General features: G+C 67.6%; 27 protein-coding genes. 7 read left to right on the forward strand and 20 right to left on the reverse strand.

The window, feature by feature from the left end; translation table 11 throughout:
• Positions 1–185: 185 nt before the first annotated feature.
• The 8 genes from fusA to ACF8O7_RS07195 all read right to left on the reverse strand — a co-directional run bounded on the left by fusA (position 186) and on the right by ACF8O7_RS07195 (position 7,593).
• Positions 186–2,294 carry an elongation factor G gene (gene fusA, locus ACF8O7_RS07160; RefSeq protein WP_016448515.1) on the reverse strand — a complete coding sequence of 703 codons (2,109 nt, stop codon included), beginning with the start codon at positions 2,292–2,294 and terminating at the stop codon, positions 186–188.
• Between the two features lie 152 nt (positions 2,295–2,446).
• Positions 2,447–2,920, reverse strand: a complete 474-nt coding sequence (rpsG, locus tag ACF8O7_RS07165; RefSeq protein WP_016448516.1) for a 30S ribosomal protein S7 — start codon at positions 2,918–2,920, stop codon at positions 2,447–2,449.
• 160 nt (positions 2,921–3,080) lie between these two features.
• The gene (gene rpsL, locus ACF8O7_RS07170; protein ID WP_003059441.1) at positions 3,081–3,458 is read right to left on the reverse strand and encodes a 30S ribosomal protein S12; all 378 of its coding nucleotides are present in this window, start codon (positions 3,456–3,458) and stop codon (positions 3,081–3,083) included.
• Between the two features lie 157 nt (positions 3,459–3,615).
• Positions 3,616–4,785, reverse strand: coding sequence for a D-alanyl-D-alanine carboxypeptidase family protein (locus ACF8O7_RS07175; protein ID WP_016453570.1), 1,170 nt, complete (start codon positions 4,783–4,785; stop codon positions 3,616–3,618).
• Between the two features lie 91 nt (positions 4,786–4,876).
• Entirely contained in the window at positions 4,877–5,512 is a 636-nt protein-coding gene (locus tag ACF8O7_RS07180) for an alpha/beta hydrolase (protein WP_017405508.1), read from the reverse strand.
• Positions 5,513–5,592: 80 nt separating this feature from the next.
• Complete coding sequence (locus tag ACF8O7_RS07185) at positions 5,593–5,967, reverse strand: ferredoxin (RefSeq protein ID WP_016448519.1); 375 nt, start codon at positions 5,965–5,967, stop codon at positions 5,593–5,595.
• 10 nt (positions 5,968–5,977) lie between these two features.
• Positions 5,978–7,132, reverse strand: coding sequence for a VanZ family protein (locus ACF8O7_RS07190; protein ID WP_016448520.1), 1,155 nt, complete (start codon positions 7,130–7,132; stop codon positions 5,978–5,980).
• Between the two features lie 32 nt (positions 7,133–7,164).
• A complete protein-coding gene (locus ACF8O7_RS07195) occupies positions 7,165–7,593 on the reverse strand; it encodes a CopD family protein (RefSeq protein WP_016453572.1) in 429 nt (142 codons plus the stop codon).
• A 123-nt stretch (positions 7,594–7,716) separates the two neighbouring features.
• Between ACF8O7_RS07195 and hemB the strand changes: the two genes are divergently transcribed.
• Positions 7,717–8,724: a porphobilinogen synthase gene (gene hemB, locus ACF8O7_RS07200; RefSeq protein ID WP_126311671.1), complete on the forward strand. Its 1,008-nt coding sequence runs from the start codon at positions 7,717–7,719 to the stop codon at positions 8,722–8,724.
• A gap of 4 nt (positions 8,725–8,728) precedes the next feature.
• Positions 8,729–9,946: a magnesium transporter CorA family protein gene (locus ACF8O7_RS07205; RefSeq protein WP_126311670.1), complete on the forward strand. Its 1,218-nt coding sequence runs from the start codon at positions 8,729–8,731 to the stop codon at positions 9,944–9,946.
• Here ACF8O7_RS07205 and ACF8O7_RS07210 read toward each other — a convergent pair.
• Positions 9,943–11,901, reverse strand: coding sequence for an ATP-binding protein (locus tag ACF8O7_RS07210; RefSeq protein ID WP_126311669.1), 1,959 nt, complete (start codon positions 11,899–11,901; stop codon positions 9,943–9,945). The two genes, ACF8O7_RS07205 and ACF8O7_RS07210, sit on opposite strands and share 4 nt — an antisense overlap.
• A 19-nt stretch (positions 11,902–11,920) precedes the next feature.
• Entirely contained in the window at positions 11,921–12,658 is a 738-nt protein-coding gene (locus tag ACF8O7_RS07215; RefSeq protein WP_392442902.1) for a response regulator, read from the reverse strand.
• Positions 12,659–12,876: 218 nt separating this feature from the next.
• Here ACF8O7_RS07215 and ACF8O7_RS07220 point away from each other — a divergent pair, with 218 nt between their 5' ends.
• From ACF8O7_RS07220 to ACF8O7_RS07230, 3 genes are all read left to right on the forward strand, one after another.
• Complete coding sequence (locus ACF8O7_RS07220; RefSeq protein ID WP_275824397.1) at positions 12,877–15,498, forward strand: choice-of-anchor Q domain-containing protein; 2,622 nt, start codon at positions 12,877–12,879, stop codon at positions 15,496–15,498.
• On the forward strand, positions 15,495–16,139 hold the full coding sequence (locus ACF8O7_RS07225) for a molybdopterin-dependent oxidoreductase (protein ID WP_126311667.1): 645 nt from the start codon (positions 15,495–15,497) through the stop codon (positions 16,137–16,139). Before ACF8O7_RS07220 ends, ACF8O7_RS07225 begins: the two co-directional genes overlap by 4 nt.
• A 230-nt stretch (positions 16,140–16,369) precedes the next feature.
• Complete coding sequence (locus ACF8O7_RS07230; protein ID WP_126311666.1) at positions 16,370–16,687, forward strand: hypothetical protein; 318 nt, start codon at positions 16,370–16,372, stop codon at positions 16,685–16,687.
• A gap of 33 nt (positions 16,688–16,720) precedes the next feature.
• Here ACF8O7_RS07230 and ACF8O7_RS07235 read toward each other — a convergent pair whose 3' ends face one another.
• The 3 genes from ACF8O7_RS07235 to ACF8O7_RS07245 all read right to left on the reverse strand — a co-directional run bounded on the left by ACF8O7_RS07235 (position 16,721) and on the right by ACF8O7_RS07245 (position 18,191).
• Positions 16,721–17,089 (reverse strand): DUF86 domain-containing protein, encoded by a 369-nt coding sequence (locus tag ACF8O7_RS07235; protein WP_013800235.1) that lies wholly within the window; start codon positions 17,087–17,089, stop codon positions 16,721–16,723.
• The gene (locus ACF8O7_RS07240; RefSeq protein ID WP_013800234.1) at positions 17,086–17,376 is read right to left on the reverse strand and encodes a nucleotidyltransferase family protein; all 291 of its coding nucleotides are present in this window, start codon (positions 17,374–17,376) and stop codon (positions 17,086–17,088) included. Before ACF8O7_RS07240 ends, ACF8O7_RS07235 begins: the two co-directional genes overlap by 4 nt.
• Positions 17,377–17,498: 122 nt before the next feature.
• A complete protein-coding gene (locus ACF8O7_RS07245; protein ID WP_016448529.1) occupies positions 17,499–18,191 on the reverse strand; it encodes a dienelactone hydrolase family protein in 693 nt (230 codons plus the stop codon).
• Positions 18,192–18,309: 118 nt separating this feature from the next.
• Here ACF8O7_RS07245 and ACF8O7_RS07250 point away from each other — a divergent pair, with 118 nt between their 5' ends.
• A complete protein-coding gene (locus tag ACF8O7_RS07250) occupies positions 18,310–19,062 on the forward strand; it encodes an SDR family oxidoreductase (protein ID WP_016453579.1) in 753 nt (250 codons plus the stop codon).
• Between the two features lie 13 nt (positions 19,063–19,075).
• On the forward strand, positions 19,076–19,723 hold the full coding sequence (locus ACF8O7_RS07255; RefSeq protein ID WP_016448531.1) for a MarC family protein: 648 nt from the start codon (positions 19,076–19,078) through the stop codon (positions 19,721–19,723).
• Positions 19,724–19,756: 33 nt separating this feature from the next.
• Here the strand turns inward: ACF8O7_RS07255 and ACF8O7_RS07260 are convergent, their stop codons facing one another.
• The 7 genes from ACF8O7_RS07260 to ACF8O7_RS07290 all read right to left on the reverse strand — a co-directional run bounded on the left by ACF8O7_RS07260 (position 19,757) and on the right by ACF8O7_RS07290 (position 25,756).
• Positions 19,757–20,257 carry a hemerythrin domain-containing protein gene (locus ACF8O7_RS07260; RefSeq protein WP_126311665.1) on the reverse strand — a complete coding sequence of 167 codons (501 nt, stop codon included), beginning with the start codon at positions 20,255–20,257 and terminating at the stop codon, positions 19,757–19,759.
• 246 nt (positions 20,258–20,503) lie between these two features.
• Positions 20,504–21,091, reverse strand: coding sequence for a hypothetical protein (locus ACF8O7_RS07265; protein ID WP_016448533.1), 588 nt, complete (start codon positions 21,089–21,091; stop codon positions 20,504–20,506).
• A gap of 145 nt (positions 21,092–21,236) precedes the next feature.
• Positions 21,237–21,455: a CsbD family protein gene (locus ACF8O7_RS07270; protein WP_012202308.1), complete on the reverse strand. Its 219-nt coding sequence runs from the start codon at positions 21,453–21,455 to the stop codon at positions 21,237–21,239.
• 523 nt (positions 21,456–21,978) lie between these two features.
• On the reverse strand, positions 21,979–22,647 hold the full coding sequence (locus ACF8O7_RS07275; RefSeq protein ID WP_016453581.1) for an ABC-type transport auxiliary lipoprotein family protein: 669 nt from the start codon (positions 22,645–22,647) through the stop codon (positions 21,979–21,981).
• A gap of 13 nt (positions 22,648–22,660) precedes the next feature.
• Positions 22,661–23,623 (reverse strand): MlaD family protein, encoded by a 963-nt coding sequence (locus ACF8O7_RS07280; protein WP_016448535.1) that lies wholly within the window; start codon positions 23,621–23,623, stop codon positions 22,661–22,663.
• 199 nt (positions 23,624–23,822) lie between these two features.
• Positions 23,823–24,626, reverse strand: coding sequence for an ABC transporter ATP-binding protein (locus ACF8O7_RS07285; protein WP_016448536.1), 804 nt, complete (start codon positions 24,624–24,626; stop codon positions 23,823–23,825).
• Entirely contained in the window at positions 24,626–25,756 is a 1,131-nt protein-coding gene (locus ACF8O7_RS07290; RefSeq protein ID WP_016448537.1) for an ABC transporter permease, read from the reverse strand. The genes ACF8O7_RS07285 and ACF8O7_RS07290 overlap by 1 nt, the downstream gene beginning before the upstream one ends.
• Between the last annotated feature and the right edge of the window lie 272 nt (positions 25,757–26,028).

The following is a 26,028-nucleotide window of genomic DNA, read 5'->3' on the forward strand; positions in this document are numbered from 1 at the left end:
CGCTCGAATTTTTCCTTTGCCATGATTTCTCCGAAAGAGCAAAACCTGTGTGATGTTTAAGGTCTGCATCCCATTGCTTGGTCGCCCCGCACAGGTGACAGGACGGCATGGGATCGCAGACCGGCAAAAATCGCAGCCCCTTTTCAGGAGCTGCGACTCAAAAGCCTTCGATTATACAAAAAGCCTTACTTGGCGCGAGCAGCCACGATGGCTTCGGCCACGTTGCGGGGAGCTTCGGCGTAGTGCTTGAACTCCATCGTGTACGTAGCGCGGCCTTGCGTCTGCGAACGCAGCGAAGTGGCGTAGCCGAACATTTCCGACAGCGGCACTTCAGCCTTGATGGACTTGCCACCGCCGGCCATGTCGTCCATGCCCTGGACCATGCCGCGACGCGAGGACAGGTCGCCCATCACGGTGCCGGCGTAGTCTTCAGGCGTCTCGACTTCCACGGCCATCATGGGCTCGAGGATGACGGGGCTGGCCTTCTTGGCGCCTTCCTTGAAGCCGAAGATGGCAGCCATCTTGAAGGCCATTTCGTTCGAGTCCACATCGTGGTACGAACCGAAGGTCAGGCGCACCTTGACGTCCACCACGGGGTAGCCGGCCAGCACGCCGGAAGTCAGCGCCTCGATCACGCCCTTCTCGACCGCAGGGATGTATTCGCGAGGAACCACACCGCCCTTGATTTCGTCGACGAACTCGAAGCCCTTGCCGGCTTCCTGGGGTTCCAGGGTCAGCACGACGTGGCCGTACTGACCCTTGCCGCCGGACTGGCGAACGAACTTGCCGTCCACATCGGTAACCTTCTGGCGAATGGTTTCGCGGTAGGCCACCTGGGGCTTGCCCACGTTGGCTTCCACGTTGAATTCGCGCTTCATGCGGTCAACGATGATTTCCAGGTGCAGCTCGCCCATGCCGGCGATGATGGTCTGGCCCGATTCTTCATCGGTGCGCACGCGGAAGGACGGATCTTCAGCAGCCAGGCGCGACAGGGCGATGCCCATCTTTTCCTGGTCGGCCTTGGACTTGGGCTCCACGGCCTGTGCAATCACGGGCTCGGGGAAGACCATGCGTTCCAGCACGATGGGAGCTTCGACGGCGCACAGCGTTTCGCCGGTGGTCACGTCCTTCAGGCCCACGCAGGCAGCGATGTCGCCGGCGCGGATTTCTTCGACTTCCACGCGCTCGTTGGCCATCATCTGCACGATACGGCCGATACGCTCCTTCTTGCCCTTGACCGAGTTGAACACGGTGTCGCCCTTGGTCAGGACGCCCGAGTACACGCGCACGAAGGTCAGCTGGCCGACGAACGGGTCGGTCATCAGCTTGAAGGCCAGGGCCGAGAACTTTTCGCCGTCGTCTGCCTTGCGGCTGAGCTTGGTTTCTTCGTTTTCGGGATCGGTACCGGTGACGTCAGGGATGTCCACAGGCGCCGGCAGGTAGTCGATCACGGCGTCCAGCATGCGCTGCACACCCTTGTTCTTGAAGGCGGTACCGCACAGCATGGGCTGGATTTCGGTAGCCAGCGTACGAGCGCGCAGGCCGGCCTTCACGTCTTCTTCGGACAGAGTACCTTCTTCCAGGTACTTGTTCATCAGGTCTTCGCTGGCTTCGGCAGCGGCTTCCACGAGATTTTCACGCCACTTGTTGGCGGTCTCCACCAGCTCGGCGGGGATTTCGTGGTATTCGAACTTCATGCCTTGCGAGGCTTCGTCCCAGATGATGGCCTTCATCTTGACGAGGTCGACCACGCCCTTGAAGTTTTCTTCGGCACCGATCGGGATCACGACGGGCACGGGGTTGGCCTTCAGGCGCAGCTTCATCTGCTCGACGACCTTGAAGAAGTTGGCGCCGGTACGGTCCATCTTGTTCACGAAGGCCAGACGAGGCACCTTGTACTTGTTGGCCTGACGCCACACGGTTTCCGACTGGGGCTGCACGCCGCCCACGGCGCAGTACACCATGCAGGCGCCGTCCAGCACGCGCATGGAACGCTCCACCTCAATGGTGAAGTCCACGTGGCCGGGGGTGTCGATGATGTTGAAACGGTGCTCGGGGTAGGACAGGTCCATGCCCTTCCAGAAGCAGGTCACTGCAGCGGAAGTGATGGTGATGCCGCGCTCTTGCTCTTGCTCCATCCAGTCGGTCGTAGCAGCGCCGTCGTGCACTTCGCCCAGCTTGTGGGTCACACCGGTGTAGAACAGGATACGTTCGGTGGTGGTGGTTTTGCCGGCGTCGATGTGGGCGGAGATACCGATATTGCGGTAGCGCTCGATGGGGGTCTTGCGAGCCATGATGGATCCTTGATTGATCGTATGGAGGGAGTCTCTGCCCGTTCCAGCCTCATGGTGCAGACGGACAGCAGTCTTATCTGGGGATGCTCCTAATCGAGACAAGGCCGCAGGCAAAAATGCATGCGGCCCGTCTGATCAGGAGCGAAGCGCTCTTAGAAGCGGAAGTGGCTGAACGCCTTGTTGGCTTCGGCCATGCGGTGCACTTCGTCACGGCGCTTCATGGCGCCGCCACGGCCTTCGGTGGCCTCGAGCAGCTCGTTGGCCAGGCGCTGGGCCATGGACTTCTCGCCGCGCTTGCGTGCAGCTTCCTTCAGCCAACGCATGGACAGGGCCAGGCGACGCACGGGACGCACTTCGACGGGCACCTGGTAGTTGGCACCGCCGACGCGGCGGGACTTCACTTCGACCATGGGCTTCACGTTGTTGATGGCAACGATGAAGGCTTCCAGCGGGTCTTTGTCAGGGTGCTTCTTTTGAATCAGGTCCAGGGCACCGTAGATGATGCGTTCTGCGACCGCCTTCTTGCCGCCTTCCATGATCACGTTCATGAACTTGGACAGCTCGACATTGCCGAACTTGGGATCCGGCAGGATTTCACGTTTGGGGACTTCGCGACGACGTGGCATTTTTTACCTCTATCTTGCTTCAGTTGGCGTCTTTTCAGACACCGCGAGAGCCAACAGGACTCCCACTTACTCGACCCGCGCAAAACACTTGCGTTTGGGGTCACTACGCTGGATCTCGCGCCACGCGGGATACAGCACCTTCTTCGAAAAAACGCAGGGCTTACTTGGCCTTGGGCTTCTTCGCGCCGTACTTGGAACGGGCTTGCTTGCGGTCCTTGACGCCTTGCAGGTCAAGGGAGCCACGCACGATGTGGTAACGCACACCGGGCAAGTCCTTCACACGGCCGCCGCGCACCAGCACAACGCTGTGCTCTTGCAGGTTGTGGCCTTCACCACCGATGTAGGAGATGACCTCGAAGCCGTTGGTCAGGCGCACCTTGGCAACCTTACGCAGAGCGGAGTTAGGCTTCTTGGGCGTCGTGGTGTACACACGGGTGCACACGCCGCGGCGCTGAGGGCAGTTTTCCATAGCAGGGCTCTTGGATTTGACAACTTCGACCGTGCGGCCCTGACGCACGAGTTGGTTAATGGTTGGCATTAATAAACGTCCCTAAACGTGAATTGCTTGCGAAAAGCGAAAACGTGAATCCCTTCGGAAATTCCGAAAAGCCCTCGACTGTACCAGCTTGCAGGAGATCGCACAACTGCACCCCCTTCAAGCCGGTACGCGAGGGCCTGCGCGACAGGCGCGGGGCTTACTTGATCCAGAGGCGGATCGCATCCCAGGCACGGCCGAAGAAGCCAGCCTGCTCCACGCCTTCAAGCGCCACCAGCGGCACTTCGGCCACGGTGTCGGCTCCCAGCTTGACCTTGAGCGTGCCCATGGCCTGGCCCTTGGTGAACGGAGCGATCAGCGGGTCCTGGCGCACGACTTCGGTGCTCAGCTTGCCGCCACTGCCGGCCGGCACGGTGACCACGATGGGCGTGGTGCGGCCGATCTTGACGGTGCCCGCCTTGCCCTTCCAGACCTCGGGCGTGGCCACGGCCTGCTCGGCGTCGAACAGCTTGACCGAGTCGAAGGCCGCATAGCCCCAGTTCAGCAGCTTCTGGCTTTCATTGGCGCGCGCGTTCTCGCTGGCGGCGCCCAGCACGATGGAGATCAGGCGGCGGCTGCCCACGTTGGGCAGATCGCGCTTGGCCGTGGCCACCAGGCAGTAGCCGGCCGCAGCGGTGTGGCCGGTCTTGAGGCCGTCCACGGTCGGGTCGCGGAACAGCAGCGAGTTGCGGTTGGTGCCGTTGGAGGCCGGCGTGCCCGGGTAGAAGTACTTCTTGGTCGAGTAGTAGTGCATGTACTCGGGGAAGTCCTGCATCAGGCGCTGCGCGAGGATGGACAGGTCGCGCGCCGTGGTCAGGTGGCCGGGCTCGGTCAGGCCTTCGGGGTTCTTGTAGCTGGTGTTCTTCATGCCCAGCGCCTTGGCCTGCTCGTTCATGAGCCGCACGAAGTTCTCGGCCGAGCCGCCCACGCCTTCGGCCAGGGCCATGGTGGCGTCGTTGCCGGACTGCACGATCATGCCCTTGATCAGGTCATCCACCGGCACCTGCATCTTGGGGTCGATGAACATGCGCGAGCCCGGCATCTTCCAGGCGCGCTCGCTGACGGGCAGGCGCTGCTCCAGCGTGATCTTCTTGGCACGCAGTGCGTCGAAGACCAGGTAGCCGGTCATGAGCTTGGTCAGCGAGGCCTGCTCGATGGGCGCATCGATGTCCTTGGCACCCAGCACCTGGTTGGCGGTGACATCGACCAGCAGATAGTTGCGCGCCGCGATCTCGGGCGGCTGGGGCGGGGTGATCTGCGCCAGCGCCAGGGCCGGCGCCATGGCCGCTGCCAGTGCCAGGACTCGCAGCGTGGAGGAAATGGGCTTCATGAGGAAAACTCTCGCTAAAGGGCAGGTAAAGCAGGAAAGGCGGAAGATGCCCGCCGGCTGGGGCGGGCCTATTGAGCAGCGGCGCGGGCCGCTAGGGAAGTGAGCGCAAATGGCGGACCACGAGACTCTTGAGCAGCGGCAATTGTCCGTGAAAGAAATGACCGCCCCCGGGCACGACGGTAACAGGCAGTATCTGCGGGCGCGCCCAGTCCATGACGGCCGACAGCGGCACCGTGTCATCGGCCTCGCCGTGCACCACCAATGTCCGGTCATGGGCTTCGGGCGGCACGGGGGCCACCGAGAAACGGCTGGCCGCCGTGCCCACCAGCACAGCCTTTTCCACCCGGCCTTCATTCCACAGGCCCGCCAGCACATGGCTGGTGACGAAGGCGCCGAAGGAAAAGCCCGCCAGCGCGATCGGCCCTTCGGGAGCGACCTGGCGGACCACGGACAGCATGTCCTCGGCCTCGCCGATGCCTGCGTCGTGCTCGCCGGCACTGGCACCCACGCCACGGAAGTTGAAGCGTACGGCCGTGTAGCCGCACTGCACGAAGGCCCGCGCCAGGGTCTGCACCACCTTGTTGTCCATGGTGCCGCCAAACAGCGGATGGGGGTGGGCGATGATGGCCACGCCGCGCGCAGTCGCATCGGCGGCCGGCGCGTCGCGCAGGGCCTCCACGGCCCCGGCAAGGCCGGTCAGGGTCAAACGTTCGGTCTGCGCATTCACAATCGCTATCCTAGTAGTAGCAGCCAGTCCAAGCTGACAAAGCACTGATGCCCGGAAAGGCCCAAAGTTCCAGCCGGTGCTCAGCGGCCCACGTCGGGCGGCAGCAGCAGGCGCTCCACGGGCTGGCCGTTCTTGAGATGGGACTCGACGATCTCGTCGATATCGGTCTCGTCCACGAAGGTGTACCAGGTGCCTTCGGGGTAGACCACGGCCACGGGCCCGCCCGCGCAGCGGTCCAGGCAGCCGGCCTTGTTCACGCGCACCTGGCCCTTGCCGGCCAGGCCCAGCTGCTTGACCTGCTTCTTGCAGTGGTCGAAGCCTGCCTTGGCGCCGTGCAGCGCACAGCAGTCCTCGCCGCCAGGCCTCTCGTTGAGGCAAAAGAAGATGTGGCGCGCATAGTAGTTGCCTGCGCCTTGCTGGCCGCCTTCGGCCCCGGGACGTGGGTTTTCGCTCATGCAGCGGATTCTAGGCCTGCGTCTGCTGCCCCGAAGGCGCCGGGGGCGCTGAAGGTGCAGGCGGCAGCGGCCCTGCATCGCGGCGCGCCACCCTGAGCAGCACGTAGACCAGGGTGGCATAGGGCCACAGCCAGCCCAGCCACTGCCCCAGCCCGTAGAAGCGGATGAAACGCCCCTGCTCCCAGGCCTGCAGCGTCTCGGAGAAATAGGCACTGGTGGGCGCCTGGTTCAGGATGCTCAGTTGCAGCACCAGCACCAGCATCAGCAGGGCTGCACAGGCGCGGCGCGGCAGCGGCAGGGCCACCATGGCCAGGCCCACGCCGCCCCATACGCCCATGCGCACCGGCAGGTCCACCCACTCCCAGGCATGGGCAGGCCCCCAGCTCAGCGCGGCCGACATCGCCGAGACCGCGATGCCGATCACGATGGCCGAGCCCGCCAGCACGGCGCGCCGGCCCATGTGGCGCATCACGCAATAGGCCAGCAGGCAGGGCACCCACAGGCCCAGCATCACGCACAGCATCTCGGTCACGGGCGACAGCGGCGTCAGGGCCGACTCGCGCAGCGGCAGCCACATGAGAAAGGGCGTGCCTTCGAGCAGGTCCAGCAGCCCCTGCTCCAGCCGCTCCAGCACCTGGCCCAGGCCAAAGGGCACGGCGGCGGGAAAGAGCAGCGCCCAGGGCCACAGCGCCAGCAGCACCATGGCGCCGCCGCCATCCTCGCCCAGCCAATGGGTGCGAAAGGCGCTCCAGCGCGCCAGGGCGCCCAGGCGCTCCAGCAGCAGCGCCACCAGCGCGCCCAACAAGGTGCCGCCCGCATTGAGCACCAGATCCAGGTTGGAGGGAACGCGCCGCGGCAGGTAGATCTGCAGGAACTCCATGGACAGCGACAGCAGGGTGCCTGCCAGCGCCGCCAGCGGCACGGCCGCGCGCGGGCTGCCGCTGCGCACCAGGGCCAGCGCCAGGAAAAAGCCCAGCGGCGCGTAGCCGACGATATTGGTATTGACGTCGAACCAGGTCCAGTACGGCGGCGGGATCTTTGCTGTCAGGAAGACCAGCGGATCAATGCCCTGGGCACGCCAGCCATCGAAGGGAAACAGGCTGGCGAAAACGATGAGCACCGCATAGACCAGTGCCAGCGGCCAGGCCGAAGTCCTTTGCACCACGCCCCTGCCTCCCTCTTCGTTGGAACGGTTTCTCAGAAAGGTTTGACGACCACCAGGATGACGATGGCCGCCAGCAGCAGCACCGGCACCTCGTTGAAGAAGCGGAACCAGCGGTGGCTGTGCTGGTCCCGGTTGTCGATCAGCTTGCGCAGCAGGCGCCCGCAGGCATGGTGGTAGCCGATGACCAGCAGCACGCCGGCCAGCTTGGCATGCATCCAGCCGTTGCCCGGCCCCTTGCCGATGCCGTAGCCCAGGTACAGCCACAGGCCCAGGCCCAATGCGGGCACGGCCAGCAGCGTGGTGAAGCGCAGCAGCTTGCGTGCCATGAGCAGCAGGCGCTCGCGCTCGGCCACCGAGCCGGGCGTGACCATGGCCACGTTGACGAAGATGCGAGGCAGATAGAACAGGCCCGCGAACCAGCTTGCCACGAAAACGATATGAAAGGCTTTGACCCACAGCATGCGGGCAGTGTACGTGCGTACAGGGGTGCGCCAGGCTGCGCAGGCGCAAAAGCCGAGTCCCGCGTGCCGGCGTCGTCGCAGGGGTTGCGGGGCCTGCGGCGGGAATGGGGCACAATTTTCGGCATGCATCTGTCCAGCCCCACCCCCTTCCCGCACAACCGCCCCCGCCGCCTGCGCCGCGACGTCTTCACGCGCAATCTGGTGCGCGAGAACGTGCTCACGGCCCATGACTTCATCTACCCCGTGTTCGTGCACGAAGGCACGAACCAGCGCGAGGCCGTGCCCTCCATGCCCGGCGTGGACCGCCTGAGCCTGGACCTGCTGCTGCCCGTGGCAGAGCAGTGCGTGCAGCTGGAGATCCCTTTCCTGGCGCTGTTCCCCGCCATCGAGACCTCGCTGAAGACGCCCGACGGCAAGGAGGCGCTCAACCCCGACGGCCTGATCCCGCGCGTGGTGCGGGCGCTCAAGAAGGAGTTCCCGCAACTGGGCGTGATGACCGACGTGGCCCTGGACCCCTACACCAGCCACGGCCAGGACGGCATCCTCGACGAGTCCGGCTACATCATCAACGACGAGACCGTGCAGGTCCTGGTGGGCCAGGCGCTCACCCATGCCGAGGCCGGCGTGGACATGGTGGCGCCCAGCGACATGATGGACGGCCGCATCGGCGCCATCCGCGAAGCGCTGGAGGCCCACGGCCACATCCACACCCGCATCATGGCCTACAGCGCCAAGTACGCCAGCGCCTTCTACGGCCCGTTCCGCGATGCCGTGGGCACGCGCGGCGCGCTGGGCAAGGCCGACAAGAACGTCTACCAGATGGACCCCGCCAACACCGACGAGGCCCTGCGCGAAGTCGCCCAGGACCTGGCCGAGGGTGCGGACATGGTCATGGTCAAGCCCGGCATGCCGTACCTGGACGTGGTGCGCCGCGTCAAGGACGAATTCGGCGTGCCCACCTTCGCCTACCAGGTCAGCGGCGAGTACGCCATGCTCAAGGCCGCCGCCGCCAACGGCTGGCTGGACCATGACCAGGTGATGATGGAATCGCTGCTGGCCTTCAAGCGTGCGGGTGCCGACGGCATCCTGACCTACTTCGCCATCGACGCCGCGCGCAAGCTGCGCGGCTGAACGCATGCCGCAGGTGACGCCGCCCACGGGCACGGGAGCCGCTCCCCCAGCCGGGAACGCCAGGAGCATGCGCATCTTCCACCTGCAGCCGGGCGGCGCCACCGAACTGGCCGACCTGCCCGGGCAGGCGCCCGCGCAGGGCTTCCTGTGGATCTCCTGCACCCGCGCCACCTTGCAGGAGCGGCTGGCCGAGGTGCAGCGCACGCTGCAGCTGCTGTCGGGCCAGCAGCTGGTGGACCTGCATGTCTCGGACCTGCTCAACGCCCAGCTGCCATCGCGCTACGACTACACCTCGCAGTACGACCTGCTGGTCTTTCGCCGCCTGGCCAGCGGGCAGGCGCGTGCCGCCGCGCAGGCCGGCACGGCCTCTTCGCCTGCGGCGCAGGCGGCGCCCCCCTCGCCTCCCGTGCGCCGCACAGGCCCGCCCGTGCTGCGCAACATCGACACCAGCCCCGTGGGCTTTGCCATGTTCGACCAGGTGCTGCTGTCCGTGCACCCCGACGACTGCACCGTGCGCGACGCCTATGCCGCGCGGCTGCTGGCCGCCATGCCCAGCGATCTGCGCGAGGGACGGCTGAACCCCACATCCGGCACGCGGCTGCCGGCCAGCCCGGCCGACCTCATGCTGCGCGTGGTCAACCTCATCGTGGACGGCTTCCTGGACCTGCGCCGCGAACTGTCGCGCCAGCTGGACCACTGGCAGACCGAGCTGCTGCGCCCGCGCACGCGCTTTGCCAACTGGGGGGCGCTGCTGGACGCACGGCTGGCCCTGCATGAGCTGGACGAAGTCTGCGAAGACCAGCGCGCTGCCGTGCAGGACTGGACGGACGCGCTGGAGACCTGGGCGCCTCCCGAGGGCGCGGCGGCGCTGCGCGAGCTGGACCTGCTCAAGGTGCGCAGCCGCGACGTGCTGGAACACATAGAGCGCGTGGTCCACCACGTGCGGCGGCTGGAGCAAAGCACCGAGACCGTGGTGCAGATGCATTTTTCGGTGCAGAGCAACCGCACCAACGACATCATGCGCACGCTCACCGCGCTGACGGCCGTGTTCCTGCCGCTGAACCTGATTGCCGGCATCTTCGGCATGAACTTCGAGTTCATCCCCCTGGTGCACAAGCAGGACGGCTTCTGGTGGGCCATGGGCTCGATGATGGCGATTGCCGTGGGCCTGACCATGTTCTTCTGGCGCAAGCGCTACATGGCGCGCACGGCGCAGGGCTAGGGCCCCGCCCGCTCCAGCGGCATCCACAGCGTGAAGCGATTGCCGCCGGCCAGCGGCGCCCAGTCCAGCCGCGCCTGCAGCGCCAGCGCGCGTGTGCGCATGTTCGCCAGTCCCTTGCGGCCCTCGGTGGGTGCCCGGGCGCGGTCGAAGGGGTGGCCGTCGTCCTCCACCAGCACCTGCACGCCGGCCCGGCCGTCCAGCGGGGCCTGTGCCGTGCGCACCGTGATCTCGCGCGCGCCGCTGTGCTTGATGATGTTGGTCAGCACCTCCTGCAGGATGCGCAGCACATGCAGGGCGGCCTGCGCGTCCAGCCAGGGCAGCGCGGGCAGGTCGCTCACCTCCCAGTGCAGCCGCAGCCCCGCCCCCTCCAGGCGCGGCCCCAGCCGGTAGCGCAGCCCGGCCAGCAGCGCCAGCAGGTCGCAGTCCAGCGGCTCCAGCGAGTCGATGGACAGCTTCAGGTCATCGATGCACTCCTGCAGCAGCTGCACCAGGTCCACCGTGCCGGCCTGGTTGAACTCCACCACGCGCAACGCGCTCATCAGCGAGGAGCCCACGCCGTCGTGCATCTCGCGCATCAGGCGCTGGCGCTCCTGCATCAGCGTCTGCTCGCGCTCCACGGCCAGCAGGCGCTCATGGGCCTGGGCCAGCTCCGCCTCCTGGGCCTTGAGCCGTTCCGCCAGATGCAGGTTGGCGTTCTCGGCCACAGCCAGCGCACCGTTGTAGCGCCGGTAGGCTACCAGCAGGAACAGCGTGAACAGCCCCAGGTACACATAGGGCGTGAGATAGATGCTCTCTATGCTGATCAGGTAGCTCTGCAGCGCCAGGTCATGGAAGCCGATGGGAAACGACAGCAGCATCCACACCGCCAGCATGGTGCTGCCGCCATCGCGCATGCGCCAGGCGCCCGCCACGGCCATGCACAGCACCAGGATCTCCGGCGGCACCATCAGCAGCCGCAGCAGCGGCAGGATGGTCTCGTGCGCCGGCCCCCACAGCGGCACCGCCACCAGCAGCACCGTCCCCACATAGCCCTGCAGCACCCGGGCCAGCCAGGGCCGGCGCCTGCGCTGCATCAGGCACAGGAAATGGAAGGCCGCCACCGTGGCGCCCATGAGGCCGGCCAGCGTCAGCCAGGAGAACCAGCCGTCCGACAGGGCCAGCCCCTCGCCGTCCACCATGAACTGCAGCGAGCCCAGCAACTGGCACAGCGACATCAGAAAGAACAGCAGGAACACCACATCCCCGCGCCGCCGCTGCAGCGTCCACAGCGCCAGCGCGAACAGGCCCAGCACCAGGTAGGAGCCCGCCGTGTAGACCACCAGATCGGCCTGGAGCAGGCTGCGCAGCCGCCAGGACAGGCGCAGCGACTCGGCCGGCCCCGCCCACAGGCTGGACAGCGCCCCGCCCACGCCCTGCTGGCTGGCCATGCGCACATGCACCTGCAGCGGCCTGCCCGGCTGCGCCAGCCCGCCCAGGTCCAGCCACACCGGCCGGTTGAAACTGTTCCACACCCGGCTGCCGCGCGTCTGCCAGGCCAGCTTCCCATCCACATACACCGCCACCGTGCCCACCGTCTGCCAGCGCGGGATATACAGGCGCGTGCCCTGCGGCGTAGGCACCAGGGCTTCAGGCGGCACCACGGCGCGGAACCAGCGCACCTCGGGCGGCGCCGCTGCCAGGTCGCCGCTGCCCGACACGGCCCTGTCGCCCCCATAGGGCAGGTCCACATCGCTCCACGGCGTCGATGCATCCAGCACCGCGTCGTCGGCCGACGCAAGCGCCGCAGGCGGCGCCCAGTGCGGGCTGTGCGACCGCCACAGCTGCGCCTGGCGCAGTTGCACCGCTTCGCCTGCGGCGGGGCCACGCAGCCCGAACGCCCCCGCCAGCAGCATCGCCAGCGCCACCAGCCCCGCCGAAACCAGCAAGACCCTCCCCCGCAGCAGCGGCTGCGTCATCTGCCCACCCTCGCGGCGCTCATTGCCGCCCCTCGACCAGCCAGCCGCGCTGCAAGGCCACATGCATCATCTGCGTGCGGCTGGACACCTGCAGCTTGCCGTAGATGCGCCGCACGAAGGTGCGCACCGTGTGGCGCGACACGCCCAGCTGGCGCGCCACCTCGTCCAGCGTATGGCCGCGCGCCACCAGGCGCAGCACCTCCAGCTCGCGCGCGGACAGCGCCTGCGCGACGGCCTGGCGCTCGGCAGGCGGCTGCAGCCCGGCCACCGCCCCGGCCCGCTGCTGGCGCAGCAGCAGCTTGCGCGCCACCATGGGATTGATGGGGCTGCCGCCCGCGTGCAGGCTGCGCACTTCCTCCAGCACCGCGTCGGCGGCCAGGTCCTTGAGCAGATAACCCATGGCGCCGGCCTCGATGGCGGCCAGCACATGCTGCTCGTCGCCAAAGATGGTGCTGACCATCACCGCCGCCCCGGGGTGGCGGGTGCGCACGGCAGCAATCACCTCCAGGCCGCTGCCGTCGGGCAGGCCCAGGTCCACCAGCATCACGTCCATGGCACCGGCCCCATCGGCCCGGCCGAGCTGGTGCAGGGCCTCCGTGCGGCTGGCTGCCGCCCAGCACAGGACCATGTCCTTCGCGGCATTGATCACGCCCACCAGGGCATGGCGGCAGGCGGCGTCGTCCTCCACCACGGCCACGCGGATGGGTGTGGCGCCACCCGTCGCGGCGGCAGAGTAAGGGTCTGTGTGCGTGTCCATGGAGGTGGAGTGCGTGGCGAGGGCCGCATGTTCACATGGAACAAGACCGCTGTCATGTCGCCCGGATAGGCGACATGGGCGACATGAGCGGCATGGCGACCCCGCCCCTCTCATCGGCCATGTAGCCCGAACGGGGGACATACAGAAAGCCGGACACCCCATAGATTTGCCCTCTTCAGCACATCACCGAGATGCTGTGCCTACCGAGGGGGTCCGCCATGTCCATCATCCACCCGTCTGCTGCAGCCGACGCACCACCCATGCCCACGCCGAGCCCCTGGGGCCGGACATTCCTGGGCCTGACGGGCGGGTTGGCCCTGGCCCTTGCCGGCGCCGCGGCCCAGGCCGCCACACTCACCGTCACCACCGCCGGCGAGATTGCAGACACCGAGCCGCTGTCTCGTGCGCAATGCTCGCCTGCCGCAGGCGACCGCAACTGCGACACCCTGCGCGACGCCATCAACCATGCCGCCGATGGCGACACCATCGTCTTCGGCGCGGCCCTGAATGGGCAGACCATCTCGCTGACCCGCTTTACCAACTGCCTGGACACCGGGCAGGCCGCCGGCGCCACCTGCCTGCCGCTGGCCAGCTGGCCCGGCTACGTCTCGCAGTTCGGCCCCAGCGCCTTCTTCATCAGCGGCAAGCGCATCACCATCGATGCCACCGCCAATGGCTTGACGCCCCAGGGCGTGAGCGTGCAGCGCCTCGGGACCGCACCCGGCTTCCGGCTGTTCGACATCGATGCGCAGGGTGGACTGGTCCTGCGCGGCCTGACCCTGGCCGGGGGGCAGGCCACAGGCGGCTCCAGCCGCTTTGGCGGCGGCGCGCTGGGTGCGGGCGGTGCCATCTTCAATCGGGGCCAGCTCACCATCGAACGCAGCACGCTCACGCGCAATCACGCACAAGGGGGGCAAGGAGGCAGGCTTTCCTTGAACTCCTTTGCAGGTGCCGGCGTGGGCGAGGATGGGACTTTGTCCCCGGGGGGAGGGCCGAACGCTGGCGGCCCGAACGATGGCGGCCTGGGCGGTGGCAGTGGCAGCGCCAGCGGCAAGAACGGCGGCTTCGGTGGTGGCGGCGGCGGCTCCGGCGGTGGCGGATTTGGCGGTGGTGGTGGCCGTCGTGGCAGCGGTGGCGGCTTCGGCGCCGGCAACGGTGGGGGCGGCCCCTTCGACGCTGGCGGTGGCGCAGGCGGCATGGGAGGGGCCATTTTCAACAACGCAGGCACCTTGACGCTGAACCAGGTCACCCTGGCTGGCAACGGTGCACACGGCGGGCTGGGCAACAGCAGCGGCGGCGGCGCCGGCCTGGGTGGCGCCGTTTTCAACTACAACGGCGTGCTCACCATCCGTTTCTCCACCCTGGCCGGCAATACCGTGCAGGCCAATGGCGACGACAACCCGGCCGCGCAAGGCGGCGCCATCTATAGCCTGGGCGATTCCCAGGCCGCCTGCAGTGCGGGTGGCAACATCAGCTGCACCCGCAGCGGTGCCTCGCTGCAGATGCAGGCCAGCATTGTCCAGGACAGCGTGTTCGAGCCGGCCACCAAACAGCCCGCTGGCAGGGACGTGGTGCTGGACCTGCGCAATGGCGGCACCAGCGATGCCAGCGGCAGCAACAATCTGCTGGGCCTGGCGCAGGCTCTGAACAATGCCGACATCAGCGCCCTGGCCTTCACCACGGGCAACCCGCAGCTCGGCCCCCTGGCCAGCCACGGCGGCCCCACCCAGACCATGTTGAACACCACCGGCAGCCCGGCACTGGACGGGGTGGCCTGCACTGCCGCACCCGGCACGGACCAGCGCGGCGTGGTCAGGCCCCAGGGTGCGCGGTGCGACATCGGCGCCGTGGAGGCGAACGTCTTCCAGGCGGCATTGACCGTGCTGGCCAGCGGCGCGGGCGGCGTATCGGCGCAGGCCTCCCCGCCTGCAGCCACGGGTGCCATACAGGACTGCGGCCGCCCAGGCGGCCTGTGCCAGGCCGGCTATGGCTACTTCGAAGGCGCGCCCACCCTGGTGACCCTGGCCGCCACGCCCGACGCTGGCCATGCCTTTGCCACCTGGGGTGATGCCTGCAGCGGCAGCACGTCCACGTGCAGCGTCACCATCGATGCAGCCAGGAGCGCACAGGCCAGCTTCACGGCCTTCAGCGTCACGGCAAGCCTGCCCTCCGGCACCTACGGCACGGCCTACAGCCAGCCGCTGGCGCCCGTGCCCAGCGGCGGCGTGGGGCCGTTCAGCTACAGCGTGAGCGGTTTGCCCGCAGGCTTCAGCCAGGCCGCCGGCACCCTCTCGGCCCCAGCCACGCAGGCGGCAGGCAGCTACAGCTTCACGCTGACTGCCACCGATGCCAACGGCGCTACCACCGAAGCCGCAGCCGTGACCGTGGTGATCGGCCCGGCAGCCACCAGCGCCCACCTGTCGGCCTCCCCCGCTGCGCCAGGCCATGGCCAGAGCGTGACTTTCAGCGTCCAGGTCACGCTGCCTGCCGGCGCCAGCGGCACCGTGGATTTCTTGAACGGAACGCAGGTGCTGTGCGCCAGCGTTGCGGTGACCGGCGGGCAGGCCAGCTGCAGCGTGCCCCGGCTGCCACCGGGCACGGCCACGGTGCAGGCGCGCTATGTGCCCGGTGATGGTAATACCTCCGGCTCGGACAGCAACACCGTGACCGTCACGGCGGCCCCCGCACCATCTGCGGCGCCCATTCCAGCGCTGGGCGCCGGGGGGATTGCGCTGCTGAGCCTGCTGACCGCAGCGGGCGCGGCGTTGTCGCGCAGGATGGGCACTTCACGGAAAATCGGCGCTGGCACATCGCCACGCACCCCCAGGAGTTCCCCATGACCGCATCCGCAAGCCGGAGCCCGCTTTCACGCCGCAGCCTGCTGGCCGCCAGCGCAGCCACCGGCCTGGCCCTGTGCGAAAGCGCCCTGGCCGCCCCCGCCGCCCCCGGAAAAAGCACCGAAGCCGCCGTGCTCACCATCAGCGGCCCCGGCGTGCGCGGCAACCGGGGGCCGCTGGACCCAGTAGCCGATCTGCTGCTGAAAAACCATGGCCTGGCCTTCGACACGGCCTGGACCACAGGGGCCGGTGCGCTGGAGCGCCTGCCCACGGTGGAGATCACGCCCCATATCGAATACGACGGCCAGCCCCACCGGCTGCGCGGCCCGCTGCTGGCCACCGTGCTGCAGGCGGCCGGCTTGGACACCGCCGCCGCAGCGGCCAAGGGCCAGTGGATCACCCTGCAGGCCATCGACGGCTACCGCGCCCAGCTGCCGCTGGCGCAGGCCCTGCAATGGCGCATGCTGCTGGCCACGCACATGGACGGCCGGCGCCTGGGCCTGGGCGGCCTGGGCCCGCAATGGGCCATGTACGACGCCGACCGCATTGCGGAGCTGGCAGGCAAGCCGCTCAAGGAACGTTTTGCGCAGGCGCCCTGGGGGCTGTACCACATGGGGCTGCACGCGCAGCAGCCCCAGGGCTGAAGCTGGCTTCAGAGCGCGGCAGGGCGCGCATTTGAAGTACCATTTCGCGATCCCCTCGGGGGATACGGGCTTGGCGGCCCGGAACAACGTAGGCGCAGCAGCCGCACGCCTTTTTCACGAGGCAGCGGCTTTTTTCATCTTCCCGGTGCTGCGCCGGGCACGGTTCCGTTTTTGGCGGGGCTGTGCGGAACCTCCGCAAGGGGGTGCCAGTTCATGCCAAAGGAGCCGCCATGTCTGACCTCAATGCACTCAGCGGAGCACACGCCTCCCCGCCTTTCTTCTCTTCCCCGCAAGTGCTGAGGGAAGAGACCAGCCTGTACTACCCCATTTCCGAATACGAGGTCTATCGCCTCAAGGACTGCATGCACCAGATGGGCATGGTGATCGACCTGTGCTGCATGGCCGGCCCAGACCAACAACTGAGCGACCTGGGCGGGCTGATGAGCTTCCTGACCGCGCAGCAGCGCGCGCTGCGGGGCACGCTGCAGACCGTGCAGGCGCGCAAGGCGACGCCGGGGCCGGCCTGTGATCCGGACCCCGGGGGTTGATCAGGCCAGTTGCGGACACTCGCGCAGCACCGGTCAGCCCGGCCTGGCGCCGTCCGCATCCCGGCGAATGGATGGCCATTGCCTGAGCAATTCAGGCAAGGCCGTCTGCACGGTGTCCCACACCAGATCGAGGTTGATGTCGAAATAGCCATGGGCGATGCGGTTGCGCATGCCGCGCATGTTGCGCCATGGCACTTGCCCGTGTGTCTGGGCGAACTCGGCATAGCCATCCATGACCTTCGTGACAGCCTCGCCGATGATGACGAGGCTCATGATGACGGCCTGCTGGGTGCGCTTGTCCTCCAGGAAATCCTCCTTGGCCAAGCCCTCCACGAAGCTACAGGCATCCGTTGCGGCCTGCTGTATGTGATCGAGGTAATCGGGAAGGCGATGCCCGTTCATATCGGCTGCGCCTCCGCAAGCACCTGGGCACGGAACTTCAGCGGCAGGTCTCCGGGCGTCAGCAGATCAACGCGAAGGCCGAGCAGCGATTCCAGCTCGTCCTGCAGGCCGCCCAGGTCGAACAGCGTCGCGCCCGGCAATGCATCGACCAGCAGGTCGAGGTCGCTGCCGTCCCGGTCGGTGCCATGCAGCACGGAGCCGAAGACGCGCGGGTTCGCAGTGCGGAAACGGCTGGCCATTTCACGCACTGCGCTGCGATTCATGTCGAGTACCACGGACGGTCGCATGGACATCCTTTCCTGTTGAGACTTCTGGAAAGCCTATTGCATCAGGCACCGGGTTTCAAGCAGCACTCCCGGAAATCCCGATGCCTGGATTTTCCATGCCGGGCCACGCCCGGCACGGCAGATCAGGCCAAGTGCTGGTCGAAGAAGGCCAGCGTGCGGTCGCGCGCCTGCAGGGCGCTGGCCTCGTCGTAGGCGCTGCGCTGGTCGCAGTTGAAGCCGTGGTCGGCGTCGTACAGGTGCACCTGCACATGCTTTTGCGCCTGGGCGAAGGCCTGCACGGCGTCCACGGGAATGTGCGCATCGCGCCGGCCGAAGTGGGCGATGACGGGGCACAGCGGCTCGCGGCCCATCTCCAGCGGCGTGGTCATGCCGCCGCCGTAGTAGCAGGCTGCAGCCGACAGGCTGGGCAGGTTGCAGGCCGCGCGCCAGGCCCACAGGCCGCCCCAGCAAAACCCCACGATGCCCACCTTGCCGCCGGGCACCAGCGTGGCGGCATGGGCGATGGCGGCCTCGATCTCGGGCAGCACGCCGGGCTGGGGCAGCGCCTCGGCGGCGGATTTCAGCGCCATGCCCTTGGCACGGTCGGCGTCGCCGTAGCCCAGGTCCACACCCGGCTCCACACGCGTGAACAGTGACGGCGCCACGGCCACATAGCCCCGCGCCGCAAGCCGGTCGGTCACGGCGCGGATATGGGCGTTGACGCCGAAGATCTCCTGCAGCACGACGATGGCACCGCGCGCGGGCACGTCGGGGCGGGCCACCCAGGCCGGCGAAGACGTGCCATCCAATGAAGTCAACTGCACAAAACTGCCCATGTCCGCGTTCCTTTCTGTCTGAGAACCTGTTGTGATTTCCCGGTGGGCGGACGCGCCCCGCAATGCTGTAATGGCGGCGGGCCGGCCCGTGCGGCAATTCTTTCACAGGAGACATTCGATGGAACGAAAAGTCGTGCTCATCACCGGCGGCAGCCGCGGCATAGGCGCCGCAACGGCACGCATGGCAGCGCACCGGGGCTGGGACGTGGTGATCAGCTACCAGCACCAGCGCGATGCGGCCGAGGCCGTGGTGGCCGACGTGCAACTGGCCGGCACCCGCGCGCTGGCCGTGCAGGCCGATGTGGGCGACGAAGCCGAGGTGCTGGCCCTGTTCGGTGCGGTGGATGCGCAGTTCGGCCGGCTGGATGCCCTGGTCAACAACGCCGGTGTGGTGGACCGCGCGCAGACCGTGGCCGAGATGAGCGTGCAGCGGCTGGAGCGCATGTTCCGCGTCAATACCATCGGCAGCTTCATCTGCGCGCGCGAGGCCGTGCGGCGCATGAGCACCCGCCACGGCGGACGGGGTGGCGCCATCGTGAACGTCTCCAGCATCGCTTCGCGGCTGGGCGCACCGGGCCAGTACGTGGACTATGCGGCCGCCAAGGGCGCGTTGGACGTGATGACGCTGGGCCTGGCCAAGGAAGTCGCCGCCCAGGGCATACGCGTGAACGCCGTGCGGCCCGGCTTGATAGAGACCGACATCCACGCCAGCGGCGGACAGCCCGACCGCGTCGAGCGCCTGGCGCCCAACGTGCCCATGCAGCGCGGCGGCAGGGCCGAGGAAGTGGCCGACGCCATCCTCTGGCTGATGTCCGACGGCTCGCACTACACCACGGGCAGCCTGGTCGATATCTCGGGCGGCAACCTCTAGCTCCAAGGCAACCATGGACCTCAAACCGCTGATCACTTTGGTAGCCATCATCAACCCGCTGGCCATCGTCCCCTTCTTCATCCACTACACCGAGGGATTCAGCGCCCAGCAGCGCCAGCAGACCATTCGCACGGCGGCGCTGGCCTCGTTCTGCGTGATCGCGGCCTGCGCCATCATCGGGCTGCAGGTGCTGGACTTCTTCAACATCTCGCTGCAGAGCTTCCAGGTGGGCGGCGGCCTGCTGCTGCTGATCAGCGCGATGAACATGCTCAACGCCCGCCCGGCCGAGGAACGGCCCAACGCGCCCACGCTGGCGGCAGGCGCGGAAAAGGCCGCCATGGGCAACAGCATTGCCGTGGTGCCGCTGACGATTCCGCTGCTGACGGGGCCGGCCTCCATGTCCACCGTGGTGATCTATGCCGACCAGGCACGCACCATCTGGCAGCACCTGGCGCTGGTGGGCTATGGCGTGGTGGTGGCGCTGGTGGTGATGGTCTGCTTTTCGCTGGCCGACCCGATTGCGCGCGTGCTGGGCAAGACCGGCATCAACGTGATGACGCGGCTCATGGGCCTGATCCTCGCGGCCCTGGCCGTGGAGGTGATGGCGGGCGGGCTGGTGAAGATCTTCCCCATCCTGGCCTCGCCCGCGATCGTGCCCTGAGCGGGCTGGCTGGCCGATTGAAGGCCCGCCGGATCAGGCCGGCACGGCCCGCGCGCGGTCGACGCTGCCGTCGCAGGCACCGCCGCAGCCCGTGATGGGCTGCTCGGGCAAGGCCTCGGGGTGGGCCAGCGAGCCCGTGGCGGGATCGAAGCCCGCACTGCGCAGATGCAGGGCCAGCGCCGCATCCATGGTCTGCGCATGGTGCACGAACCAGGCCGCCAGCTCGCCCGCCATGCTGCGGATCACGGCCAGATCCCCCGCTGCCGCCTTGGCCGCCCCCTCGCGCATCACCTGCAGCACCACCTTGTGCTGCAGGCTGTGGCAATTGGTGCTGGTGAACCGCGTGGACTGCATCCAGCGGTCTTCCTGGTCGAAGTGCACTTGCGTATGCGCGATCAGCTCGTCCCAGCGCACGCACAGCTGCGCATCATCGGCCGCCTCCACCTCGGCCAGCAGCAGCACGAACTCCTGGTGCACCTCGTCCATGGCCGGCAACTCCAATGCCAGCGCTCCGCTCCATTCCAGCACGGCCATATGCTTCTCCTGCCTTCATCATGAAAGACTGCAGCTTAGGAACAGCACCGCCCAACCCGTTTGACCCACATCAGCCAACCCGAAAACAGCAAAGCCCCGCGAGCGGGGCTTGGTCAAGGCGGATAAAACTGGCACGCCCCAACATCAGGGACGCCAAGCAAGAGCCGCCTCGCGGCGAGGGCGCCGTCCCCCTCCCCCGCGAAGCGGGTAGAGAGGGGGAAGCGGCGTCAGCCGCTCAGGGGGAGCTTACTGTCCATATTTACGCTTGGCATCCGCCACGCAGGCATCCTTGGCGTCACCGCTCATGGTGTCGCAACGGGCCTTGGCAGCCTTGTAGTCGGCTTCGCGGGTTTCCTCGGCAGCGTCCTTGCGGGTCTCGGCCACGTTGGCGGCCTTGGCGGCAGAGTTGGCGGCAGGTTCGGCCTGGGCCTTGTTCACCTTGGCGGCTTCGACGGCACGCACATGGGCAGCCTTGGCATCCTTCACGCAGACGTCCTTGGCGTCGCCCTTGAGGTCATCGCACTTTTCCTTGGCGATGTCGTAGTCCGCATCAGCCTTGGCCTTGAGTGCCTTTTCGCTGTTCTTGGGCGAAGGATTGCGGCGCGATTCCAGTTCAGCCTTGGCGACGTTTTCCTGGCCCTTGGCCTGCTTCTCGCAGACGTCCTTGGCGTTGTCCTTGAGCGGCTTGCACTGTTCCTTGGCAGCCTTGTAGTCGGCCTCGATCTGGTTCTTGGCGGCCGTGTGCTCGGCATTGGTCATGGCCATGGCGCCGGAGGCCATCAGGCCCAGGGCGACGGCGGACAGCATGTGGCGAAAGCGTTGCGGTGTTTGCATGATGGAACTCCTTGTATTTGTACTGAGGTGGCCCTTGGTGCCTGCGGCGGCGGGCCTTGGGTGCATGCCCTGGGGGCATGCCGGCTGTCGAGGAGCGGATGGGGGCGCCGGCCAGGGCGACCAGCCCATCCGCAGTCCACCCTCGTCAGTCTTCGAAGCGGAAGTCGGGGTTGCGCTTTTGCCAGTCGGTCAGCTGCTTTTCGGCAGCGTCGCGGGCCAGGCCCTGGCGCTCCTGCAGCTTGCCCAGGAATTGCTCGCGCTTGCCGGCGATCACGTCCAGATCGTCATCGGTGAGCTTGCCCCATTGCTCACGGATCTTGCCGGTGAATTGCTTCCAGTTGCCCTTGATGCGGTCTTCATTCATGGCTTGTTCCTTTCAGTGATGTTGAAGTCGTGCCGTGCAATCAGGCCTTGTTTTTTCAAAGCCGCGATCTGCATCAGCGACGGTTTCACTGTAAAAAACCTGCGCGCCGCGCGCCGTAGTCTGGACCTAGTGTTGACGGTCGTCCCAGGGGCAGCCGAGACGGTGGGATCGGGACTACAGCCCCTGACGGACGCGCGGGAAGCGCTGGGTCAGGCGCGGCCCGCCCCTGCCCTGAGTACCCGGCCTTTTCCCCGTATGTCCGCGCCTGCGCCGTGGCGGTTGCGGGGTTGCAAGCCTGCCGAAGGACAGGCTTGCTTCGTGATCTGACCTTTCTTGGCGAATCAAGAAAAGGGCAGTCGGCTGCCGGGCCGAGACCCGGCCTCGAAAAGCAACCATCCGGCAGGGGCAGAAAAAGTCCACTTGCTTGCAGAGCCAGTTGCCGAAAACAAAAAACGGCCAGCGGATGCAATGCACCCACCAGCCGTTCTCAAGAGAATGGATGGGCTGGAAATCCAGCAGCAGCTCAGTGCCCCTGCTGCCCCAGCCACGCATCGATCTGCGCAATGGCCGCATCCGTGGCCTTGGCCAGGGCCTGGGCGCCGCCCGCCGCATCGCCCGAAGCTGCAGGACTGCGCACCTCGAACACCTTCTGTCCGAGCAGGCGGTCCACAGCACCGCTTTGCTCGACCAGGGTGGCGCGCAGGCGCACCACGCCGGCACTGGAGCCGGGCGCGTCAAAGACCTGGCTGAACTCTTCGATGTCCACGCGCAGCAGCGTGGGCACGGCGCCTTGCAGGCGCGGCTGGGCCACGCTTTCGCTGCTGGCCAGCACGGGGCGCTGCAGGCCCAGCTGGCTGCGCAGGCGCTGCTGCAGCAGCAGTGCAGGAGGCTGGCTCCAGCGCGCCAGCTGGTAGGGGCGCAGTTCCTGGCCGTTGGCATAGGCCAGGCGGTAGAACATGGCCGTGCTGCCGTCGGACAGGGCGGGGGCCTCCACATCGGCCAGCGCCAGCGGCGTGCGTGCCTGCGGGGCGGCGGATGTGGCGGACTGCGCGGGCGTGGACAGCGGCGCCAGGCCGAAGTCATAGCGCGCGGGCTGGGCGGGGGGCTGCGGCAGGGCCGAGCAGCCGGCCAGCAGGATCAGGGCGGCGGCCAGTCCAGCGCTGGCCACGGCGGTCTTGCGAGATGGGGACATGCGGGTTCCTCGGTCAGGGCTGGGTGGCTGCAGACGGGGCGACGAAGCCGGGCTCGCCCGGCCCCGGACGGGCCTGGCCCGGCCCGTAGATCACGGCCTGCGGGTTGTCGCTGAAGCGGCTGGCCGCCGTGCCCATCTGGCGCGCGGCGCGCGAGACATCATCGGCCGCTCGGTTGGCGTGCGGCACCGTGCTGCGGCCCAGCGAATCGGCCATGCGGGTCAGTGCGCGCGTGCTCTGGGCGATCTGCTCCAGCGGCCCGTCCTGCGCGTTCACGCGGCGCACGGTCTGCTGCAGCTCGGACGCCACGGCGGCGGCTCCGTTGCTGGCCTTCTCCAGCGACTGCAGGGTGTTGTGGGCGTCGGCGGCGAGCTGCGGCACCTGGGTGGACAGCGTGCGGTCCAGGTTCTGCGTGAGCTGCTGCACGCCTGCGGCAGCGGCAGCAATGTTCTCCAGCGCCTGGCTCACGCGCTTTTGGTTGTCGGTGTCCAGCATGTCGCTGAGGCGGCGCGAGATTTCATCGGCGCGCTCCAGCAGCACCTGCCCCTGGTCGGCCAGCATGCTCAGGGGCGAAGAGCGCAGCGGCAGGCGCGGCAGACCGCTGGGGCCCGGTGGCAGTTGGGGCTGCGGCTGGTCCGCGTCGTCCAGCTGCACATGGGCCAGGCCCGTGACGCCCTGGTAGCCCAGCACGGCGAACGTGGTGGGCGTGATGGGCGTGTTCACACCGATGGCGATGCGGATCAGCACATTGCCATTGGTCTGCGGATCGAACCCGATCCGCGTGACCTTGCCCACCGCCACGCCCTTGTAGCGCACGGCGGCCTGGGCCTGCAGGCCGCTGATGCCATCCTTGGTGGACAGCTCGTACTCGTTGTACTGCCGCGTATCGCGCGTCAGCCAGATCGCCAGCCCCGCCAGCAGGGCCGCCACGACCAGCACGAAAATGCCGGCCGCCATGGCATGTGATTTGTTTTCCATATCAATGGTCCATAACGTTAGCCCAGCAAACAAGGCATGGGGCCGCGGCCCCCAGACAATTCACAACTCAGGGCGAGGCCTTCAAAACCGGCGTGCCCGAAGGCGAGGGACACCGGGCAAGGGCCGCCCCGCCGCGAGGGTGTCGTCCCCCCCCGCAAAGCGAGAGGGGGGAAGGCGCGAAGCGACTCAGGGGGGCTTCTCATACCGTGCTCATCGCGCGCCTGCCGCGCTCGCCCTGGAAGAAATGCTCGATGAACGGATGCTTGAACTCGGCCACCTCGCGCGGCGGGCCGCTGACCAGCACCTTCTTCTCGGCCAGCACGGCCACGCGCGAGGACAGTGCGAACAGCGTGTCCAGGTCGTGCGTGACCATGATGACGGTCAGGCCCAGCTCGGCACGCAGCTCGCGCAGCAGTTCGCAGAATTCGTCGGAGCTGGTGGGGTCCAGGCCGGCCGTGGGCTCGTCGAGCAGCAGCAGGGGCGGGTCCATGATCAGCGCCCGCGCCAGCGCCACGCGCTTGATCATGCCGCCCGAGAGATCGGCCGGCATGCGCGAGGCATGCTCGGGCTTGAGGCCCACCATCTGCAGCTTGACCAGGGCCGCGTCGCGCACCAGTTCGTCGGGCAGCGTGCCCTGCTCGCGCAGCGCGAAGGCCACGTTGTCCAGCACGCTGAAGGCCGAGTACAGCGCCCCGTGCTGGAACAGCATGCCCACGCGGCTGGCAGCACCCTCGCGGCCCATTTCGCTGGCCGGGCGGCCCAGCACTTCGACACGGCCCTTGGTGGGCTCCAGCAGCCCCAGCATCTGGCGCAGCAGCACGGTCTTGCCCGTGCCCGAGCCGCCGACGATGGACAGCATCTCGCCGCGCTGCACATCCAGGTCCAGGTCCTGGTGCACGGCAAAGGCGTTCTCGCCTTCGCCGAACACGCTCCACAGCCCGGCGATGCGCACGATGGGCTCGTCGGCTGCGGGCGTGGAGGAGGTTTCGGTGTCCATGGCCATCAGATTCCGACATCTTTGAAAAGGATTGCGAAGATCGCATCCACCACGATGACCATGGTGATGGCCGACACCACCGAGGCCGTCGTGCCCTTGCCCAGGCTCTGCGTATTGGGCTCCACGCGCAGGCCCCAGTGGCAGCCGATCAAGGCGATGAGGGCGCCGAAGACCACGGACTTGCCCATGGCGATCCAGAGGTTGCCGATCTTCACGGCGGCAGGCAGCGCCTCGGCAAAGTAGGCGCCCGTGACGCCCATGGTCAGGTCGGCTGCCAGCATGCCGCCGGCCAGCGCAGCCAGCGTGGTCCACAGCGAGACCAGGGGCATGGCAATGGCCAGCGCCAGCGCACGCGGCAGCACCAGGCGAAAGCCGTGCGGTATGCCCATGACCTGCATGGCGTCCAGCTCTTCGGTGACGCGCATCACGCCGATCTGGGCGGTGATGGCCGAGCCCGTGCGGCCCGCCACCAAGATGGCCGCCAGCAGCGGACCCAGCTCGCGGATCAGCGAGATGCCCAGGATGTTGACGATGAAGGATTCCGCCCCGAACTGGCGCAGCTGCAGCGCCATCAGGTAGGCCAGCACCACGCCGATCAGAAAGCCCACCAGGGCCGTGATGGGCAGGGCCGTGGCACCCATGGAGTAGAGGTGGCCGGAAATGTCGCGCCAGGGGCCCCGGTGCGGGGCACGCGCAAAGCGCACCAGGTCGATCAGCAACTGGCCGATGAGCCGCGTCAGCTGTGCGAAATGGCCACAGGCGTTGATGACCAGGCAGCCCAGGCTGTCGATGTGCTCCAGCAGGCTCAGGCGCGGGGCCGGCGGTGCAGGCTCCTTGGAAAAACGGGCCACGCGGTCGAGCATGGCGCGCTGCGCGTCGCTGGCCGCAAGACGCGCGGGCAGGCGACGGCCCCAGTGGTTCCACAGCAGTTGCGCGCCCACGTGGTCCAGCCAGTCCAGCCCTTGCAGGTTCCAGCCCAGGTCATCGCCCTTGGCGTCGGCCAGCTGTGCACGCAGCCTGCGCCATTGCGCCCGCCGGCCCAGCTCGGCCGCGCCCCAGGAGCCGGTCAGCAACGCCCATTGGCCGTCGTTGTCACGGCGCAGGCTGCATTGGGGGGGATTGTTGAGGGCAGACAAGTGCACGAAGTCCTTGGGGGTTGCGAAGGCGGGGCCGAGGCGCGTGGGCAGGCACGGTGGCACGCCCGCCAAGACCGCAGGATAACCGAGCGGCGCGGCCCGCAGATTGCCCCGCAACGCCGTGTGCGCGACGGCTTTGCCCTACGCGTGCAATTTTTATCAAAAAACCAGCGGGACCGCCATCGCTGCTGCATGCGCTGCTGCGAAAAAAGGAGTCCAGCGCGCTTTCCCTCTCGACAGTGCGCATGCCGTCCGCACAATGGGCCGAAGCA

This window comes from Delftia sp. WSY_16 (genome assembly GCF_043104415.1).
GTDB classification, from domain to species: domain Bacteria; phylum Pseudomonadota; class Gammaproteobacteria; order Burkholderiales; family Burkholderiaceae_C; genus Comamonas; species Comamonas tsuruhatensis.

What these genes read in the sequence shown, in the direction of transcription:
- fusA (WP_016448515.1), bottom strand. Translation starts at nt 2,294, where the DNA reads ATGGCTCGCAAGACCCCCATCGAGCGCTACCGCAATATCGGTATCTCC.
- rpsG (WP_016448516.1), bottom strand. Translation starts at nt 2,920, where the DNA reads ATGCCACGTCGTCGCGAAGTCCCCAAACGTGAAATCCTGCCGGATCCC.
- rpsL (WP_003059441.1), bottom strand. Translation starts at nt 3,458, where the DNA reads ATGCCAACCATTAACCAACTCGTGCGTCAGGGCCGCACGGTCGAAGTT.
- ACF8O7_RS07175 (WP_016453570.1), bottom strand. Translation starts at nt 4,785, where the DNA reads ATGAAGCCCATTTCCTCCACGCTGCGAGTCCTGGCACTGGCAGCGGCC.
- ACF8O7_RS07185 (WP_016448519.1), bottom strand. Translation starts at nt 5,967, where the DNA reads ATGAGCGAAAACCCACGTCCCGGGGCCGAAGGCGGCCAGCAAGGCGCA.
- ACF8O7_RS07195 (WP_016453572.1), bottom strand. Translation starts at nt 7,593, where the DNA reads ATGCTGTGGGTCAAAGCCTTTCATATCGTTTTCGTGGCAAGCTGGTTC.
- hemB (WP_126311671.1), top strand. Translation starts at nt 7,717, where the DNA reads ATGCATCTGTCCAGCCCCACCCCCTTCCCGCACAACCGCCCCCGCCGC.
- ACF8O7_RS07205 (WP_126311670.1), top strand. Translation starts at nt 8,729, where the DNA reads ATGCCGCAGGTGACGCCGCCCACGGGCACGGGAGCCGCTCCCCCAGCC.
- ACF8O7_RS07210 (WP_126311669.1), bottom strand. Translation starts at nt 11,901, where the DNA reads ATGACGCAGCCGCTGCTGCGGGGGAGGGTCTTGCTGGTTTCGGCGGGG.
- ACF8O7_RS07215 (WP_392442902.1), bottom strand. Translation starts at nt 12,658, where the DNA reads ATGGACACGCACACAGACCCTTACTCTGCCGCCGCGACGGGTGGCGCC.
- ACF8O7_RS07220 (WP_275824397.1), top strand. Translation starts at nt 12,877, where the DNA reads ATGTCCATCATCCACCCGTCTGCTGCAGCCGACGCACCACCCATGCCC.
- ACF8O7_RS07225 (WP_126311667.1), top strand. Translation starts at nt 15,495, where the DNA reads ATGACCGCATCCGCAAGCCGGAGCCCGCTTTCACGCCGCAGCCTGCTG.
- ACF8O7_RS07230 (WP_126311666.1), top strand. Translation starts at nt 16,370, where the DNA reads ATGTCTGACCTCAATGCACTCAGCGGAGCACACGCCTCCCCGCCTTTC.
- ACF8O7_RS07235 (WP_013800235.1), bottom strand. Translation starts at nt 17,089, where the DNA reads ATGAACGGGCATCGCCTTCCCGATTACCTCGATCACATACAGCAGGCC.
- ACF8O7_RS07240 (WP_013800234.1), bottom strand. Translation starts at nt 17,376, where the DNA reads ATGCGACCGTCCGTGGTACTCGACATGAATCGCAGCGCAGTGCGTGAA.
- ACF8O7_RS07245 (WP_016448529.1), bottom strand. Translation starts at nt 18,191, where the DNA reads ATGGGCAGTTTTGTGCAGTTGACTTCATTGGATGGCACGTCTTCGCCG.
- ACF8O7_RS07250 (WP_016453579.1), top strand. Translation starts at nt 18,310, where the DNA reads ATGGAACGAAAAGTCGTGCTCATCACCGGCGGCAGCCGCGGCATAGGC.
- ACF8O7_RS07255 (WP_016448531.1), top strand. Translation starts at nt 19,076, where the DNA reads ATGGACCTCAAACCGCTGATCACTTTGGTAGCCATCATCAACCCGCTG.
- ACF8O7_RS07260 (WP_126311665.1), bottom strand. Translation starts at nt 20,257, where the DNA reads ATGGCCGTGCTGGAATGGAGCGGAGCGCTGGCATTGGAGTTGCCGGCC.
- ACF8O7_RS07265 (WP_016448533.1), bottom strand. Translation starts at nt 21,091, where the DNA reads ATGCAAACACCGCAACGCTTTCGCCACATGCTGTCCGCCGTCGCCCTG.
- ACF8O7_RS07270 (WP_012202308.1), bottom strand. Translation starts at nt 21,455, where the DNA reads ATGAATGAAGACCGCATCAAGGGCAACTGGAAGCAATTCACCGGCAAG.
- ACF8O7_RS07275 (WP_016453581.1), bottom strand. Translation starts at nt 22,647, where the DNA reads ATGTCCCCATCTCGCAAGACCGCCGTGGCCAGCGCTGGACTGGCCGCC.
- ACF8O7_RS07280 (WP_016448535.1), bottom strand. Translation starts at nt 23,623, where the DNA reads ATGGAAAACAAATCACATGCCATGGCGGCCGGCATTTTCGTGCTGGTC.
- ACF8O7_RS07285 (WP_016448536.1), bottom strand. Translation starts at nt 24,626, where the DNA reads ATGGCCATGGACACCGAAACCTCCTCCACGCCCGCAGCCGACGAGCCC.